12 protein-coding genes and 2 pseudogenes are annotated in these 16105 nt (G+C 73.0%); 12 read left to right on the forward strand and 2 right to left on the reverse strand.

Annotated features, from left to right (window positions below):
- Positions 1 to 831 precede the first annotated feature (831 nt).
- Positions 832 to 1002, forward strand: a pseudogene (locus IEY61_RS31585) (DUF397 domain-containing protein); the annotation flags it as partial.
- 70 nt (positions 1003 to 1072) lie between these two features.
- Here the strand turns inward: IEY61_RS31585 and IEY61_RS27495 are convergent.
- Both IEY61_RS27495 and upp read right to left on the reverse strand, forming a co-directional pair.
- The gene (locus IEY61_RS27495; protein WP_189049500.1) at positions 1073 to 1747 is read right to left on the reverse strand and encodes a GOLPH3/VPS74 family protein; all 675 of its coding nucleotides are present in this window, start codon (positions 1745 to 1747) and stop codon (positions 1073 to 1075) included.
- A gap of 137 nt (positions 1748 to 1884) precedes the next feature.
- Positions 1885 to 2517: a uracil phosphoribosyltransferase gene (gene upp / locus IEY61_RS27500; protein WP_189049502.1), complete on the reverse strand. Its 633-nt coding sequence runs from the start codon at positions 2515 to 2517 to the stop codon at positions 1885 to 1887.
- A gap of 133 nt (positions 2518 to 2650) precedes the next feature.
- Between upp and deoC the strand changes: the two genes are divergently transcribed.
- The 11 genes and pseudogenes from deoC (at position 2651) to cydC (ending at position 15955) form a co-directional block, all read left to right on the forward strand.
- A complete protein-coding gene (deoC, locus tag IEY61_RS27505) occupies positions 2651 to 3706 on the forward strand; it encodes a deoxyribose-phosphate aldolase (protein WP_189049505.1) in 1056 nt (351 codons plus the stop codon).
- Positions 3707 to 3711: 5 nt separating this feature from the next.
- On the forward strand, positions 3712 to 5142 hold the full coding sequence (locus tag IEY61_RS27510; protein ID WP_189049507.1) for an aldehyde dehydrogenase family protein: 1431 nt from the start codon (positions 3712 to 3714) through the stop codon (positions 5140 to 5142).
- Positions 5135 to 5953: an aldehyde dehydrogenase family protein gene (locus IEY61_RS27515; protein ID WP_189049509.1), complete on the forward strand. Its 819-nt coding sequence runs from the start codon at positions 5135 to 5137 to the stop codon at positions 5951 to 5953. Before IEY61_RS27510 ends, IEY61_RS27515 begins: the two co-directional genes overlap by 8 nt.
- Before the next feature lie 382 nt (positions 5954 to 6335).
- On the forward strand, positions 6336 to 7670 hold the full coding sequence (locus IEY61_RS27520) for a bifunctional o-acetylhomoserine/o-acetylserine sulfhydrylase (protein ID WP_189049511.1): 1335 nt from the start codon (positions 6336 to 6338) through the stop codon (positions 7668 to 7670).
- A gap of 7 nt (positions 7671 to 7677) precedes the next feature.
- Positions 7678 to 8817, forward strand: coding sequence for a homoserine O-acetyltransferase MetX (gene metX / locus IEY61_RS27525; RefSeq protein ID WP_189049513.1), 1140 nt, complete (start codon positions 7678 to 7680; stop codon positions 8815 to 8817).
- A 9-nt stretch (positions 8818 to 8826) separates the two neighbouring features.
- A pseudogene (locus tag IEY61_RS27530) lies at positions 8827 to 9177 on the forward strand (BlaI/MecI/CopY family transcriptional regulator); the annotation flags it as partial.
- A gap of 31 nt (positions 9178 to 9208) precedes the next feature.
- Complete coding sequence (locus IEY61_RS27535; RefSeq protein ID WP_189049516.1) at positions 9209 to 10114, forward strand: M56 family metallopeptidase; 906 nt, start codon at positions 9209 to 9211, stop codon at positions 10112 to 10114.
- Between the two features lie 115 nt (positions 10115 to 10229).
- The gene (locus IEY61_RS27540; protein ID WP_189049518.1) at positions 10230 to 11486 is read left to right on the forward strand and encodes a cytochrome ubiquinol oxidase subunit I; all 1257 of its coding nucleotides are present in this window, start codon (positions 10230 to 10232) and stop codon (positions 11484 to 11486) included.
- A gap of 10 nt (positions 11487 to 11496) precedes the next feature.
- Complete coding sequence (locus IEY61_RS27545; protein ID WP_189049520.1) at positions 11497 to 12504, forward strand: cytochrome d ubiquinol oxidase subunit II; 1008 nt, start codon at positions 11497 to 11499, stop codon at positions 12502 to 12504.
- Positions 12501 to 14171 (forward strand): thiol reductant ABC exporter subunit CydD, encoded by a 1671-nt coding sequence (gene cydD, locus IEY61_RS27550; protein ID WP_189049522.1) that lies wholly within the window; start codon positions 12501 to 12503, stop codon positions 14169 to 14171. The genes IEY61_RS27545 and cydD overlap by 4 nt, the downstream gene beginning before the upstream one ends.
- A complete protein-coding gene (cydC, locus tag IEY61_RS27555) occupies positions 14168 to 15955 on the forward strand; it encodes a thiol reductant ABC exporter subunit CydC (protein WP_189049524.1) in 1788 nt (595 codons plus the stop codon). The genes cydD and cydC overlap by 4 nt, the downstream gene beginning before the upstream one ends.
- Positions 15956 to 16105: the final 150 nt, after the last annotated feature.

The following is a 16105-nucleotide window of genomic DNA, read 5'->3' on the forward strand; positions in this document are numbered from 1 at the left end:
TTTCGCTCGCAGGATGCCGCAACTCGCGGTCTCAACCGGCCCGGACACCCCCACATACCGCAACCCGCGCCACCCACAACGCCGGACACCCCGACATACCGCAACCCGCGCCGCCCACACCCCCGCCACCGCAGCCACCACCCCCGGACCCACCACGCCTGGGCCCACCTCGCCCGGACCCACCACGTTCGGGGCCCACAACCCCCTGGACCCACCACCCCCGGACCCACCACGCCCGGACCCACCACCCTCTGGACCCACCTCGCCACCACCACCTGATGGCCGCTGGTCACTCCAACTCCCAGGGCGGGCGTCCCGGGCCCAGATGATGACGCTCCCGGCCACTGTCGAGCTGACCCGTCTGCGCTATCACCACCCCCGCACCGGGCGACAAACCGACCAGGCAGCATCACACCACCATTGCGCCATCCCGCCGATCCAGCCCTGCGGAATACCGCACGCCCGCCATTCACCCCAACCCGACCCACCGTCGATCACCCCGACCCGCCGTCGATCACCGCGATCCGCGCACGCTCTCAGCTCGACAGGGCCACACCCCGACACCAACGACCGGCTGCCCATCCGCCGAGCGGACACGACAACGACAGTCACCGACAAGACTCGACCAGGCGCTCAACAAGCGGCGCACTCCAGCCCGCTGCGTTCAGTAACGGTCAGCCGGCACCTCCGCCCAGCGCGGAAACGCTCGCTCCACCTCGACCAGCCGGCGGAGATCCCCGCCTGTGAACGGGTCTGGCGAGGGCTGGAGTCGCTCGCGTTGGATGAGCCGACAATCAGTGGAGCTGATCGATGCCATCCGGGGAGAGTGCTATGAGTGACCTGACCGGCGCCCGCTGGCGCGCCAGCGCCAGCGCCAACGGCGGCACCAACGGCGGCGAGTGCATCGAGGTTGCCGACAATTTGCCCGGCGTCGTCGGCATCCGGGAGAGCAGGGACCCAACCGGCCCGGCGCTCACCGTCGCACCCGCTGCCTGGTCCGCCTCGTCACCGCTGTGCGGGCCGATCGGCTGCCCGGCTGACCCTGATCAGGCCGGCCCATCACGACGGAGGGTCATGATCGGGGGCCGAGGGCGGCCTCGACCGCGCGGCCCAGGGCGGCCACCACCAGGCCGACCGAGGGACGGACCACCGAGTCCGCCAGGCTCACCTCGCCGGTGAAGCCGGCGCCGCTGGCGATTTCCGACAACCGGCGGCGCGCGCGCTCGGCCGCCTCGTCGGTGGCGCCGAGCGTGGACTCCATCCGCAGTACGACGACCAGGGTGGCCAGCGCGGCGGTCCGCTCGTCCGGGGCGGCCCCGGTCAGCGCCGAGACGAGCCGCTGGTGGGTGTCCGCCTTCACCGAGGGGTCCAGCGCCGGATAGCGGTGTACGTGAATGAAACCCAGCTCGGTCTCCTCGACTTCCCGGACGACGCCCTGGTCGCGCAGTTCGCCGAGGATGCTGTCGCGCAGGCCGTGCCGCAGCCGCTGCACCCAGTTGGACGGGCTGTGCGGCGGGTCGGCGGCGATCCGGGCGAGCACGTCGTCGGTGACCGGCTCACCGGTGGGCGTCGCGTCGACCGCCGTCAGGGTCCCGTCGGCGTACGCGATCCGCTCGGCCAGCGCCAGCTCGATCAGGACCGCCGCGGCCATCCCGAGGTCGAGGCTGATCCGTGGCATCGTCGACTTGCCGGTCTCGTCGTCGTACGCGAGCAGGAGCAGCTCCTCGGCGAGCGGGACACCAGTCATGTTCGGGACGCTAGTCGCTGAACCCCACCCCTCGCGGGCCAAACCCGCCCCAACCCCTCCCGTTGATCATGAGGTTAGCGGCAGTGATTGAGATCGACATCGCCGCTAACCTCATGATCAACGGTGCAGGTGGGGGGTCAGAAGCGGGGCATGCCGCCGAACTGGCGGTCGCCGGCGTCGCCGAGGCCGGGCACGATGAACTTGCTGTCGTTGAGGCCCTCGTCGATCGAGGCGGTGACCAGGCGCAGGGGCAGGCCGGAGCGCTCCAGCCGCTCGATGCCCGCCGGCGCGGCCAGTACGCAGAGCACGGTGATGTCGGTGCAGCCACGTTCGGCCAGCATCCGGCAGCAGTGTTCCAGCGATCCACCGGTGGCCAGCATCGGGTCGAGGACCAGCACCGGCAGGCCGTCCAGGTCCCGGGGCAGCGATTCCATGTAGGCCCGTGGCTCGAACGTCTCCTCGTCGCGGGCCAGCCCGACGAAGCCCATCGACGACTCGGGCAGCAGCCCCAGCGCGGCGTCGGCCATGCCGAGACCGGCCCGCAGCACCGGCACCAGCAGCGGCGGGTTGGCCAGCCGGGTGCCCTCGGTGGCGGTGACCGGGGTCTGCACCGGGTACTTCTCGACCGGGAAGGAGCGCGCCGCCTCGTACACCAGCATGGTGGTGAGTTCGCGCAGCGCCGCCCGGAACGAGGCCGGGTCGGTCCGTTCGTCCCGCATGGCGGTCAGCCGGGACTGGGCGAGCGGATGGTCAATGACGTGTACGTCCACGATCGCTCAACCTACCCGGCCCGGCCACCGGCGCGCTTGGCCCGCCCGGACCAGCGATGTCGCTCACGCGGAACCGCTCGGGCAGCCGCAGCGACCAAGATCACTGCGGGTCGACCCGCGTAGACTTCGGGCCATGACGGCGACAGCGACGTCGGCCCGGTCGGATCTCTCCGAACTGGGACGATCCGAGACTGCTCTGCGTGCCTTCCTGCACGGCCTACCAGGCGTGGACCAGGTCGGCGCGGAGCAGCGGGCAGCCCAACTCGGCACCCGATCCATCAAGACCACCGCCAAGGCCCAGGCGATCGACCTCGCCATCCGGATGGTCGACCTGACGACGCTGGAGGGGGCGGACACCCCGGGCAAGGTGCGGGCGCTCGCCGCCAAGGCACTGCGGCCGGACCCGGCCGACCCGTCCTGCCCGCACGTCGGCGCGGTCTGCGTCTATCCCTCGATGGTCCCGTACGCGGCCGAGGTGCTGCGCGGCAGCGCAGGGTCCGGGCGGCCATCCGACGGACCGGGACCGACGAACGGCGCCGCGCCGGCCGGACCCGGCGGAGTGCACCTGGCCAGCGTGGCGACGGCCTTCCCGTCGGGCCAGGCGCCGCTGGAGGTCAAGCTCGCCGACACCCGAGCGGCTGTCGAGGCCGGTGCCGACGAGATCGACATGGTGATCAACCGGGGTGCCTTCCTGGCCGGCCGCTACGGCGAGGTGTACGACGAGATCGTCGCGATCAAGGAGGCCTGCGGCGGTGCTGATGCCGGTCGCCAAGGGCGACCGCGAGCGCACCTCAAGGTGATCCTGGAGACCGGCGAACTGGCCACGTACGACAACGTGCGCCGTGTCTCCTGGCTGGCGATGCTGGCCGGCGGCGACTTCATCAAGACCTCCACCGGCAAGGTCCCGGTCGCGGCCACCCTGCCGGTGACGCTGGTGATGCTGGAGGCGGTCCGCGACTTCCGCACGGCCACCGGGCGGCAGGTCGGCGTGAAGCCGGCCGGCGGTATCAGGACCACCAAGGACGCCATCAAATACCTGGTGATGGTCAACGAGACCGTCGGGCCGGACTGGCTGGACCCGGACTGGTTCCGCTTCGGCGCCTCCAGCCTGCTGAACGACCTGCTGATGCAGCGCACCAAGCTGAAGACCGGCGTCTACGCCGGCCCCGACTACTTCACCCTGGACTGACCGCGATGTTCGAATACGCCCCCGCCCCCGAGTCGCGCTCGGTGGTGGACATCAAGCCGTCCTACGGCCTGTTCGTCGACGGGACGTTCGTCGACCCGGCCGACGGCGGCAGCTTCAAGTCGATCAATCCGGCCTCCGAGGAGGTCCTCTCGGAGATCGCCGAGGGTGGCGCGCAGGACGTGGACCGCGCGGTCCGCGCCGCCCGGAAGGCGTACGACAAGGTCTGGGGCCCGATGCCGGGCCGGGACCGGGCCAAGTACCTGTACCGGATCGCCCGGATCGTCCAGGAGCGCTCCCGCGAGCTGGCCGTGCTCGAGACGTTGGACAACGGCAAGCCGATTAAGGAGTCGCGGGACGTCGACCTGCCGCTGGTCGCCGCCCACTTCTTCTACTACGCGGGCTGGGCGGACAAGCTCGGTCACGCCGGTTTCGGTCCCGCCCCGAAGCCGCTGGGCGTGGCGGCGCAGGTCATCCCGTGGAACTTCCCGCTGCTCATGCTGGCCTGGAAGATCGCTCCGGCCCTCGCCGCCGGCAACACGGTGGTGCTGAAGCCGGCCGAGACCACCCCGCTGACCGCGCTGCTCTTCGCCGAGATCTGCCAGCAGGCCGACCTGCCGGCCGGCGTGGTCAACATCGTCACCGGCGCTGGTGACACCGGTCGCGCCCTGGTCGAGCACCCGGGCGTGGACAAGGTCGCCTTCACCGGCTCCACCGAGGTCGGCCGGGCCATCGCCCGCGCGGTCGCCGGCAGCCGCAAGAAGCTCACCCTGGAGTTGGGCGGCAAGGCCGCCAACATCGTCTTCGACGACGCCCCGGTCGACCAGGCGGTCGAGGGGATCGTCAACGGCATCTTCTTCAACCAGGGGCACGTCTGCTGCGCCGGCTCCCGGCTGCTGGTCCAGGAGTCCGTCGCCGAGACGGTGCTGGAGTCGCTGAAGCGGCGGATGGCTCAGCTGCGGGTCGGTGACCCGCTGGACAAGAACACCGACGTCGGCGCCATCAACTCCGCCGCCCAGCTGGCCCGGATCAAGGAGCTGTCCGACGCGGGGGCCGCCGAGGGCGCGCAGCGGTGGTCGCCGCCGTGCGAGCTGCCCGAGCGGGGCTTCTGGTTCGCGCCGACCATCTTCACCGGAGTCACCCAGGCACACCGGATCGCCCGGGAGGAGATCTTCGGCCCGGTGCTGTCCGTGCTCACCTTCCGCACCCCGGCCGAGGCCGTGGAGAAGGCCAACAACACGCCGTACGGGTTGTCGGCCGGGATCTGGACCGAGAAGGGCTCCCGGATCCTGTGGACGGCCGACCGGCTGCGCGCCGGGGTGGTCTGGGCCAACACGTTCAACAAGTTCGACCCGACCTCGCCGTTCGGCGGGTACAAGGAGTCGGGCTACGGCCGCGAGGGCGGCCGGCACGGGCTGGAGGCGTACCTCAATGTCTGAGCGGGTGGCGGTACGCAAGACGTACAAGCTCTTCATCGGCGGGAAGTTCCCGCGCAGCGAGTCGGGACGGTCGTACCTCGTGCAGGACTCCAACGTGTCGCTGGCCTCCCGCAAGGACGCGCGGGACGCCGTGGTCGCCGCCCGCGCCGCCGTGCAGGGGTGGGCCGGGGCGACCGCGTACAACCGGGGTCAGATTCTCTACCGGGTGGCCGAGATGCTGGAGGGCCGGCGCGAGCAGTTCGTCGCCCTCGGTGTGCCCGGCGACGAGGTGGACGCGGCGACGGACCGCTGGGTCTGGTACGCGGGCTGGTCCGACAAGCTGCCGCAGGTGTACGGCGGCGCGAACCCGGTGGCCGGGCCGTACTTCAATCTCTCCGCGCCCGAGCCGACCGGCGTGGTGGCGGTGGTGGCCCCGGAGGCGCCCGCGCTGCTCGGCCTGGTCAGCGTGATCGCTCCGGCGATCGTGACCGGCAACACCGTGGTGGTGGCCGCCTCGCCGGCGGCCCCGCTGGCCGCGGTGACCCTGGCCGAGGTGCTGGCCACCTCCGACCTGCCCGGCGGGGTGGTCAACATCCTCACCGGTCGCCTCGCCGAGACCGTGCCGACGCTGGCCGCGCACATGGACGTCAACGCGATCGACCTGACCGGGGTGACCGACCCGGAGCTGGCCGCCGACCTGGAGGGCAGGGCGGCGGAGAACCTCAAGCGGGTGCTCCGGCCGGCGGCTCACGACTGGTCGGCGGATCCGGGGTTGGGCCGGATGACGTGGCTGCTGGAGACGAAGACCGTGTGGCATCCGAAGGGCCTCTGAGTTGCGCCCGTCACCGAGGATCCACGCTTCGGGACGATTCGTCTCGAACACTGCCGGGTAGGCTAGCGTCTGGCGTTTAACGGATCGAGCGCAAATGATCATGCTATCAGTGGAGCCCGACATGTCGCACGCACAGGTCCCGCAGCTGCGGATGCGCCTCTGCTCACGGCGTCACGTCGACCTGATGCGCGTCACCACCGCGCTCTGTCACGCCTGATCCGCGGCGCCCTGGCCCGAGCGGCTCGTCCCATCAGCGGCAGACCATCGATCCGTGGTCGGCCTGGCCAGCCTTTGCTCTCCGCGCGCCACCCCGTCCGGTGAGTTCCGGACGAGCGATCTTGCCCGCCAGCCCCGCAGCCACCCGGCCTGAAGGAGAGACATCATGACCACCCCCGACTCCGATCCAACTCCCGCCGAGTCGACACCGGCCACCTGGTCCTTCGAGACGCTGCAGGTGCACGCGGGCGCCGCCCCGGACCCGGCCACGGGCGCCCGGGCGACCCCGATCTACCAGACCACGTCGTTCGCCTTCCGTGACGCTGACCACGCCGCCGGCCTGTTCGCGCTGGCCGAGCCGGGCTACATCTACACCCGGATCAACAACCCGACCCAGGATGTGCTGGAGCAGCGGGTCGCCGCCCTCGAAGGCGGTGTCGCGGCCCTGGCGGTGGCCTCCGGCCAGTCCGCGGAGACCCTGGCGATCCTCAACCTGGCCCGCAGCGGTGACCACATCGTGTCCAGTGCGAGCCTGTACGGCGGCACCTACAACCTGTTCCGCCACACCCTGCCGAAGTTCGGCATCGAGGTGAGCTTCGTCGAGGACCCCGACGACCTCGACGCCTGGCGGGCGGCGGTCCGGCCGAACACCAAGGCCTTCTTCGGCGAGTCCATCGGCAACCCCCGCAGCAACATCCTCGACATCCGGGCGGTCGCCGACCTGGCGCACGAGGTCGGTGTCCCGCTGATCGTGGACAACACCGTCGCCACGCCCTACCTGCTGCGCCCGCTGGAGCACGGCGCGGACGTGGTGATCCACTCCGCGACCAAGTACCTCGGTGGTCACGGCACCGCCATCGGTGGTGTGGTCGTCGATGGCGGCAGCTTCGACTTCTCGGCGCACGCCGAGAAGTTCCCCGAGTTCGTCGAGCCCGACCCCACCTACAACGGGCTGCGGTACTGGCCGGCGCTGGGGCCCGGCGCGTACGCGATCAAGATGCGGGTCCAGCTGCTGCGGGACCTCGGTCCGGCGATCTCCCCGTTCTCGGCCTTCCTGCTGTTGCAGGGCATCGAGACCCTGTCGCTGCGGATGGAACGGCACGCCGCCAACGCCCAGGCCGTCGCCGAGTGGCTGGAGCAGCGCGACGACGTGGTCAGTGTCAACTACGCCGGCCTGCCCACCAGCCCGTGGTACGACCGCGCCCGCCAGTACCTGCCCCGCGGCACCAGCGCCCTGCTCACCTTCGAACTGGCCGGTGGCGTCGAGGCCGGCATCGCCTTCGTGGACGCGCTGAAGCTGCACTCGCACGTCGCCAACATCGGCGACGTGCGATCGCTGGTGATCCACCCGGCGTCGACCACCCATGCCCAGCTCACCGACGAGGCGCGCCGGGCCGCCGGGGTGGGCCCGGGGCTGGTCCGGCTCGCCGTCGGAATCGAGCACATCGACGACATTCTGGCCGACCTGGAGGCCGGGTTCATCGCCGCCAAGGAGGCCTGATCCGGCGATGACCCTCACCCCACTGCGTGCGGAGGCCGGGCAGCTGCCCGGCCTCCGCACGGGCGCGTCCGGTCGCCGATCCGCCGAGATCGGGAAGCTGACTCTGGAGTCCGGGCGGGTGCTGCCGGACGTCCGGATGGCCTATCAGACCTGGGGCACGCTGAACTCCGCCGGCGACAACGCGGTGCTGGTGCTGCACGCCCTCACCGGGGACTCGCACGTGGTCGGTCCGGCCGGTCCCGGCCAGCCGACACCCGGCTGGTGGGACGGGCTGATCGGCCCCGGCGCGCCGTTGGACGACCGCCGGTACTTCGTCGTCGCGGCGAACGTCCTCGGCGGCTGCCGTGGCAGCACCGGGCCGGCCACGCCCGCGCCGGACGGCAAGCCGTGGGGGTCGCGCTTCCCGCGCCTGACCCCTCGGGACCAGGTACGGGCCGAGGCGGCGCTGGCCGACCTGATCGGGATCCGGTCGTTCGCCGCGGTCATCGGCGGCTCGATGGGCGGCATGCGGGCGCTGGAATGGGCGATCATGTATCCGGAGCGGGTACGCCGGTGTGTCGCCATCGCCACCACGCCGGACTTCTCCGGTGACCAGATCGCCTGGAGCGTGCCGCAGCTCGCCGCCATCCGAACGGATCCGAACTTCCGGGGTGGCGACTACTACGACGGGCCGCCGCCCCTGGCCGGAATGGCGGTCGCCCGGCAGATCGCCCACGTCACGTACCGTTCGGCGCGCGAGCTGAACGAGCGGTTCGGTCGCGCCCCCCAGGCCGGGGAGGACCCGGCCGTGGGCGGTCGGTTCGCGGTGCAGTCGTACCTGGACCACCACGGCGCCAAGCTTGGCCGACGGTTCGACCCGAACTCCTACCTGGTGCTCACCGAGTCGATGAACGCCCACGACATCGGGCGTGGGCGGGGTGGGGTGGACGCGGCCCTGGCGAGGATCCGCGCGGAACTCACCGTGGCCGTGGTCGACTCCGACCGGCTGTTCCCGCCGGAGCAGGGTGCGGTGCTCGCCGCCGCACCGACCGCCCGGCCGCTGATCACGATCCGGTCCGACTTCGGCCACGACGGCTTCCTGGTCGAGGCCGAGCAGGTGGCGGCGGTGGTCCGGGGAGCCCTGGGAGGGGACTACTACGAGAGGTAGGATCAGGGGGTGACTCGGCTTGGTGACCTCGAACGCGCGGTGATGGATGTGCTGTGGGACACGGTTCCCGGCAGGTCGGACGGCATCACCGTGCGGGAGGTGGCCGAGACACTGGACGGACGCGAGCTGGCGTACACCACGGTGATGACAGTGCTGGACCGGCTCGCCGGCAAGGGCATGGTCGAGCGCGAGCGCGAGGGACGGGCCTGGCGGTACCGGGCCGCGGCCAGCCGAGAGGCGTACATCGCCCGGCTGATGCTGGACGCGCTGGACCTCGGCGGCAGCCGGGACGCCGCGCTGGTGCGCTTCGCCCGATCGGTCACCGGCACGGAGGCCGACGTGCTCCGTGCCGCCCTGGCCGACGAGGCGGCGGAGCGGTAGGGACGACGCCGTGGCCCACAGCCTGCACTTCGCCGCCTCGATGCTGGCGTGCTGGTTGATAGCGCAGGTGCTGGCCCGTTCCACCTGGACGTGGCGCAGCCCTCGGGTGGCGATCCTCTGCTGGCAGGCGGTCGGCCTGGGTGCCGGCCTCTCCGCGGTGGGCCTGCCGATGTCGCTGGGGCTGACTCCGTACCAACGCGGCACCGGCAGCGCCCTGCTAGCGCTCGCCGACGACCTGTGGCACAGCACCCTGCCGGCCGGTCTGGGCGCCGTGCACCTGGGGCTGGTGGGCGTCGGTTTCGGCATCGGGGCGGTGCTGCTCACCACGACGGTACGCAGCATCCACGGCGCGGTACGCGCCCAGCGCCGGCACCGCGATCTGCTCGCCCTGGTGGCCCGGCGGGATCCCACCGTGCCCGGCGCGCTGGTGCTCGACCATCCGGGCGCGGCCGCGTACTGCCTGCCCGGGGTGCGTCCCCGGGTGGTGGTCAGCGCCGGCACGCTCGATCTGCTCAACCCGGCCGAGCTGGCGGCGGTGCTCACCCACGAACGGACGCACGCGCAGGAGCGGCACGACCTGGTGCTGCTGCCGTTCACCGCGCTGTGCCGGGCACTGCCCTGGCTGGGCTGGGTCAGGAAGGCGCACGAGCGGGTCTCGCTGCTGGTCGAGATGCGCGCCGACGACAAGGCCCGGGAGCTGCACGCGGATGCACCGCTGGCCGGGGCGCTGCAGCGCTTCGCCGCCGCCGGCAACCGGATCACTCCGGCCGGCGCGCTCGGCCTGGGCGACCGGGACCTGGCCGTACGCGTGCAGCGGCTGATGGTCACCGAACGCCCGCCCCGCCTGCTCGGTGCCGTCGCGCTGGCGGTGACCACCACCGCTGCCGCCCTGCCGATCTCGTTGTTCCTGAGCTGACCCACCCTGAACTGACCCTGATCTTGTCGGAATCGGCCCGCGTGAAGCCCTATAGGTAGGTTGCCTACCGGTAGCCTTCCCACCAACTCACGCCCCCGTCCCAGGAGAGCCGGCCATGGACACCCTGCTCCTCGCCCGCCTGCAGTTCGCCGCGACCGCCTCGGTCCATTTCCTCTTCGTGGCCGTCACCCTCGGCCTGGTCACCCTCCTCGTCGGGCTGCAGACCGCCTGGGTGGTCACCGGCAACCCCCGCTGGGAGCGGCTGACCCGGTTCTGGGGCCAGCTCTACGTGATCAACTACGTGCTCGGCATCGCCACCGGCATCGTGATGGAGTTCCAGTTCGGGCTGAACTGGAGCGGGCTGTCGCGCTACGTCGGCAACGTCTTCGGCGCCCCGCTGGCGATCGAGACCCTGGTCGCCTTCTTCCTGGAGTCGACCTTCCTCGGCATGTGGATCTTCGGCTGGCACCGGCTGCGCCGGGGCGTACACCTCGCGCTGTTGTGGGGCGTGGCGCTCACCGCGTACGCCTCGGCGTTCTGGATCATGGTGGCCAACTCCTGGTTGCAGAACCCGGTCGGCTACGAGGTACGCGACGGCGTCGCCCACCTGACCGACTTCTCCGCGCTGCTGACCAACCCGGCCCTCTGGACGGCACTCGGGCACGTGGTGTCGGCAGCGCTGCTCACCGGCGGGCTGCTGATGGCCGGGATCAGCGCCTGGCACCTGCTCCGGCGCACCCCCGACCACGACCTGTTCCGCACCTCGCTGCGGATCGGGGTGGTCACCGCCACGCTGGCGATCAGCCTCGTGCAGGGCTTCGGCTTCGCCCAGTTCCGGCCGGTGGGTGCGGTGCAGCCGACCAAGTTCGGGGGCACGAGCCCGGAGGCCGAGGCGCTGGTCGCCGAGTGGACCGCCCGGTTCGGGCCCGGCGACTACCTGCCGCCCGCGCTGGCCAGCGTCGGGCTCGGGTTCATGATCCTCATCGGTTTCGGCCTCGGCCTGCTCTGGCTGCTGCTGCCGCTGCTCTGGCGGGACTGGATCATCCGGCTCCGGTTTCCGCTGTGGCTGCTGATGCTCGCCGTGCCGCTGCCGTTCGTGGCGCTGATCCTGGGCTGGATCTCCCGCGAGGTCGGCCGCCAGCCCTGGGTGGCGTACGGGCTGCTGCCGGTGGACCAGGCCGTCTCCCCGATCAGCGGATGGCTGATGGCCGTCTCCCTGACCGGCTTCACCCTGCTGCTCGGCACCCTCGCCGTCACCAACTGGGTGCTGCTGGCCCGGCACGCCGCCCGGGGCGCCGCCGACCCCGCCCTCGGCCGCCCACCGGCGCAGCCGGCCGCCGACGACACCCGCCCCGAACCCACCTTCGCCTGAGGAGACCGCCATGGAACTCGCCTGGTACGCCCTGCTCGGCCTCTTCTTCGCCGGATACCTGGTGCTCGGCGGCTACGACTACGGCGTCGGGCTGCTGCTCGCCCGCGGCGTCGACCCCGCCCGGCGGCGGGCGGCCCTCAACGCGGTCGGGCCGTTCTTCCTCGGCAACGAGGTGTGGCTGGTCGCCGCCGTGGGCATCCTGTTCGGCGCGTTCCCGGTGCTGGAGGGGGAACTGCTCGCCGGCAGCTACCCGGCCGTGCTGGGCGCGCTGGCCGGGGTGATCCTGGTGACCGCCGGGGTGCAGCTGCGCAGCCGGCCGGCGAGCCGGTCCGCCCGGGCCGGTTGGGACCGGGTGATCGCGGTGGGCAGCCTGCTCGCCGCGCTCGGCTGGGGCACCGTGCTCGCCGGGCTCCTCCAGGGCGTACCGCTGCACGCCGACGGGCACGTCGCCGGGGTGGCGCACCTGTTCACCCCGTTCGCCGCCGCCACCGCGCTGGCCGTGGTCGCCCTGGTCGCCGCGCACGGTGCGACCTTCCTCACGCTCCGGCTGCCGGCCGCCGAGGCCGATCGGCTCCGGCCGCTGGCCCGCCGGCTGATCGTCGCCGCGGTCATCGCGGTCGCCACGGCCGCCGCCGTCGGCCTGCTCTCCGATCGGGTACGCGCCGCCGCGCAGCGCCCCGCGATCGGCGTACTGCTGGCGATTCTGCTGGTCGCGGCCCTGCTGGTGGCCCACGCGGCGCTGGGCCGGCGGCGGGTCGGGCTGGCCTTCGCCGCCACCGCCACCGCTCTCGCGCTGCCGGTCGTGCTGGTCGGGGCGACCCTGTGGCCGTACGTGCTGGTGTCGACCGTCGACCCCGGCGCGTCGCTGGCGGTGGCCGACGCAGCGGCAAGCGCCCCGACGCTACGCCTGCTGGGTTGGCTGGCGCTGCCCCTGCTGCCGGCCCTACTAGGCTTTCAGGCGATGTGCTGGTGGATTTTCCGGGGACGGACCGACGGCAGAGCAGCGGTGTACTGGTGAACCGTCGCCCCTTCGACCCGCGGCTGCTGCACCGGGTCCCCGCGGCCCGGCGCGACCTCATGCTGCTCGCGTTCCTGGGCGTGCTCGCCGCCGGGCTGGTCGTGGTGCAGGCCACCGCCCTGGCCGCGCTGTTGGCCACCGCGTTCACCGGCCGGCTGGATCGGGTCGCGCTGGCCGGCTTCGTCGCCGCCGTCGCCGCCCGGTCGGTGCTGGTCTGGGCACAGGGCGCGGTGTCGGCACGGCTGGCCGCCACGGTCAAGGCCGCACTCCGGGCCGACCTGCTGGGCGCGGTGGCCCGGCACGGGCCGGGCTGGGTCGCCGGCCAGCGGGCCGGGCAACTGGCCACCCTGGCCGGCCGCGGGCTGGACGCCCTGGACGCCTATTTCACCGGCTACCTGCCACAACTGGCGCTGAGTATCACCGTCCCGGTGGCCGTGCTGACCCGGGTCTTTGTCGCCGACTGGAGTTCGGCGGTGATCATCGCGCTGACCCTGCCACTCATCCCGATCTTCGGGGCGCTGCTCGGCTGGCAGGCCCAGGCCGCCACCGAACGCCAGTGGCGGCGGCTGTCCCTGCTGGGCGGGCACTTCCTGGACATGGTGGCCGGGCTGCCCACGTTGCGGGCCTTCGGCCGCGCCCGGTCCCAGACCGAGGCGGTCCGCCGGATGGCCGACGGTCACCGGGTGGCCACCATGAAGACCCTGCGCATCGCGTTCCTCTCCGCGCTGGTGTTGGAGCTCGTCGCCACCCTGTCGGTGGCGCTGGTCGCGGTGCCGGTGGGTGTCCGGCTGCTCGGCGGCGGGCTGGCCCTGCAGACCGCGCTGCTGGTGCTGCTGCTCACCCCGGAGGCGTACCTGCCGCTGCGGGCGGCCGGCAGCCGGTTCCACGCCAGCATGGAGGGACTCACCGCGCTGGACGAGGCGCTCACCCTCTCCGGTTCCGCGCCGGCACCGGCGGGCCGCGCCGGGACGCTGCCCGACGGGCGCGGCGAGATCCGGTTCGAGTCGGTGACCGTCGCGTACGAGCGCACCACCGCGCTGCGGGACGTCACGCTGACGATCCGGCCGGGCGAGCGGATCGCGGTCATCGGCCCGAGCGGCGCCGGCAAGACCACGCTGCTGAACCTGCTGCTCGGCTTCGTCGCGCCGACCGCCGGCCGGGTCACCGTCGGCGGGGTCGATCTCGCCGACGCCGACCTGGACGGCTGGCGCCGGCAGGTGGCCTGGGTGCCGCAGCGGGCGCACCTGTTCGCCACGACGCTGGCGGACAACATCCGGCTCGGTACCCCCGACGCCGAACCGGCCCGGGTCGCCGCCGCGGTCCGGGACGCCTCCCTCGACGACGTGGTCGCCGCGCTGCCCGACGGGCTCGACACCACGCTCGGCGAGCGCGGGCACGGCCTGTCCAGCGGGCAACGGCAGCGGGTGGCCCTGGCCCGGGCGTTCCTGAGGGACGCGCCCGTGGTCCTGCTCGACGAACCGACCGCGCGCCTCGACGCGGCGGCCGAGGCGGCGGTGCTGTCGGCCACCCACCGACTGATCACCGGCCGCACCGCGCTGCTGGTCGCGCACCGGCCCGCGCTGCTCAGGGGCGTCGACCGCGTCCTGCGGGTCGCCGACGGTCGGGTCACCGAACTCACGCCGGCACCGGCCGGGGAGGTCCGATGAGCGGTCCCTCTCCCGAACTGACGGTGCTGCGCCTGGCCCGGCCGTACCTGAGACGGCTGGTCGGTGCCGGGCTGCTCGCCGCCGGCACCGAGTTCGCCGGGCTGGCCCTGATGGCCACCGCGACCTGGCTGTTGATGACCGCCGCCGGGCAGCCGCCGCTGGACCGTCTCACCGTGGCGATCGTCGCGGTGCGGGCGCTCGCCGTCGGCCGGGGCGTGCTGCGCTACACCGAGCGGCTCGCCGGTCACGACGCGGTGCTCCGCCTCGTCACCGACGTACGCGCCCGGGCCTTCGCCACGCTGGCCGACCGACGCGGCGCACCGCCGCGCACCGGTGACGCGCTGAGTCGACTGGTCTCCGACGTGGAGGCGGTGCAGGACCTGCTGCTGCGCGTACTCGTCCCGGGCGCGGCGGCCGGGCTGGTGAGCGTACTGGCGGTCGGCCTGACCGCGCTCGTCTCCCCACCGGCCGCGCTCGTCCTCGCCGGCGGGCTGCTGCTGGCCGGGGTGGCCCTGCCGGCGCTGGCCACCCTCCTCACCCGGCGGGCCGGCGCCGAGGTGGCCCCGCTGCGCGGCGCGCTCGCCGCCGACGCGGTCGACCTGACCCACGGCGCCGCCGACCTGGCCGCCTTCGGCGCCACCGGCGACGCGCTCGGTGCCGCCGAGCGGCGGGCGCGGCGGCTGGCCCGGCTGGAACGCCGGCTCGCCGCGCTCGGTTTCGCCGTCGACGCCGCCGGGGTGCTGGTGGCCGGGGTGGCCGCCGGCGCGGTGGTACTCGTCGCGCTCCGCGCCGGAGTGGACGGGGTGCTGGTCGGCGTCCTGGCGGTCGGCACGCTGGCCGCGGTGGAGATCGCCCTCGCGCTGGTCGGCGCCGCCCGGCAGTGGACCGGGCTGCGCACCGGCCTGGCCAGGATCGCCCGGCTCGTCGCCCCCACCCCGGGCGCCAATCACCCCGCCGGCCCGACGGCGGCCGACCACCCCGCCGGTCCGGAGGCCGACCGGAACGCGCCGGGCGTGCCGGGCGTGCGGTTCGAGCGGGTCACCGTCCGGTACCGGGCCGGCGCCCCCGCCGCGCTGGACAGCTTCGACCTCGACCTGCCGCCCGGCCACCGGGTGGCGGTCGTCGGGCCCAGCGGCGCGGGCAAGAGCAGCCTGGCCGCCGTCCTGACCGGCGCGGTACGCCCCGACGGCGGCCGGGTGACCCTGGACGGACGGGACGTGTCGAGCTACCCGCCCGACGCGTTGCCGCAGGTGGTCGGCGGGCTGCTCGCCGAGGCGCACGTCTTCCACGCCTCGGTCCGGGACAACCTGCTGCTCGGCCGCGCCGGCGCTGACGAGGCGGCGCTCACCGGCGCGGCGGACGCGGCCGGGTTGGCGGACTGGGTCCGGGAGCAGCCGGACGGCTGGGACACCGTGGTCGGCGAGCAGGGCGGGCAGCTCTCCGGCGGCCAGCGACAGCGGCTCGCCCTGGCCCGGGCACTGCTCGCGGCACCTGCGGTGCTGGTGCTGGACGAGCCGACCGAAGGCCTCGACCCGGTCGCCGCCGACGAGGTGCTCGCCTCGGCCCTCGCCGCCGTTCCAACCGGGCACTCGGTGCTGCTGATCTCCCATCGGCTCAGCGGTCTCGCCGGACTGGACGAGATCGTGGTGCTGGACGCCGGGCGGATCGTCCAACGCGGCCGGCACGCCGATCTGGTCGCGGCTGCCGGCTGGTACCGGGACCAGTGGCTGCTCCAGCAGGCCGCCGAACACGGCTACCTGGCACTCTCCACCCGCACCGCTTAGTGCTCGGCTGCGGAAATCCGTCGGGGGGGTGTCCCTATGACCTTTGTCAAGGAGACGCCCGCAGCAGGGCGATCCACTGGTGATGTGCAGGACGGGTTGGGTGTCGGACAGGGGATGAGTGTCGGATCGGCTGCGGCTTTTCCGGTTCCT

It is taken from the genome of Micromonospora sonchi (assembly GCF_014646235.1).
GTDB classification, from domain to species: domain Bacteria; phylum Actinomycetota; class Actinomycetes; order Mycobacteriales; family Micromonosporaceae; genus Micromonospora; species Micromonospora sonchi.

What these genes read in the sequence shown, in the direction of transcription:
- cydC (WP_189049524.1), top strand. Translation starts at nt 14,168, where the DNA reads ATGAGCGGTCCCTCTCCCGAACTGACGGTGCTGCGCCTGGCCCGGCCG.
- IEY61_RS27495 (WP_189049500.1), bottom strand. Translation starts at nt 1,747, where the DNA reads ATGACTGGTGTCCCGCTCGCCGAGGAGCTGCTCCTGCTCGCGTACGAC.
- IEY61_RS27510 (WP_189049507.1), top strand. Translation starts at nt 3,712, where the DNA reads ATGTTCGAATACGCCCCCGCCCCCGAGTCGCGCTCGGTGGTGGACATC.
- IEY61_RS27545 (WP_189049520.1), top strand. Translation starts at nt 11,497, where the DNA reads ATGGAACTCGCCTGGTACGCCCTGCTCGGCCTCTTCTTCGCCGGATAC.
- IEY61_RS27520 (WP_189049511.1), top strand. Translation starts at nt 6,336, where the DNA reads ATGACCACCCCCGACTCCGATCCAACTCCCGCCGAGTCGACACCGGCC.
- IEY61_RS27540 (WP_189049518.1), top strand. Translation starts at nt 10,230, where the DNA reads ATGGACACCCTGCTCCTCGCCCGCCTGCAGTTCGCCGCGACCGCCTCG.
- IEY61_RS27515 (WP_189049509.1), top strand. Translation starts at nt 5,135, where the DNA reads ATGTCTGAGCGGGTGGCGGTACGCAAGACGTACAAGCTCTTCATCGGC.
- metX (WP_189049513.1), top strand. Translation starts at nt 7,678, where the DNA reads ATGACCCTCACCCCACTGCGTGCGGAGGCCGGGCAGCTGCCCGGCCTC.
- deoC (WP_189049505.1), top strand. Translation starts at nt 2,651, where the DNA reads ATGACGGCGACAGCGACGTCGGCCCGGTCGGATCTCTCCGAACTGGGA.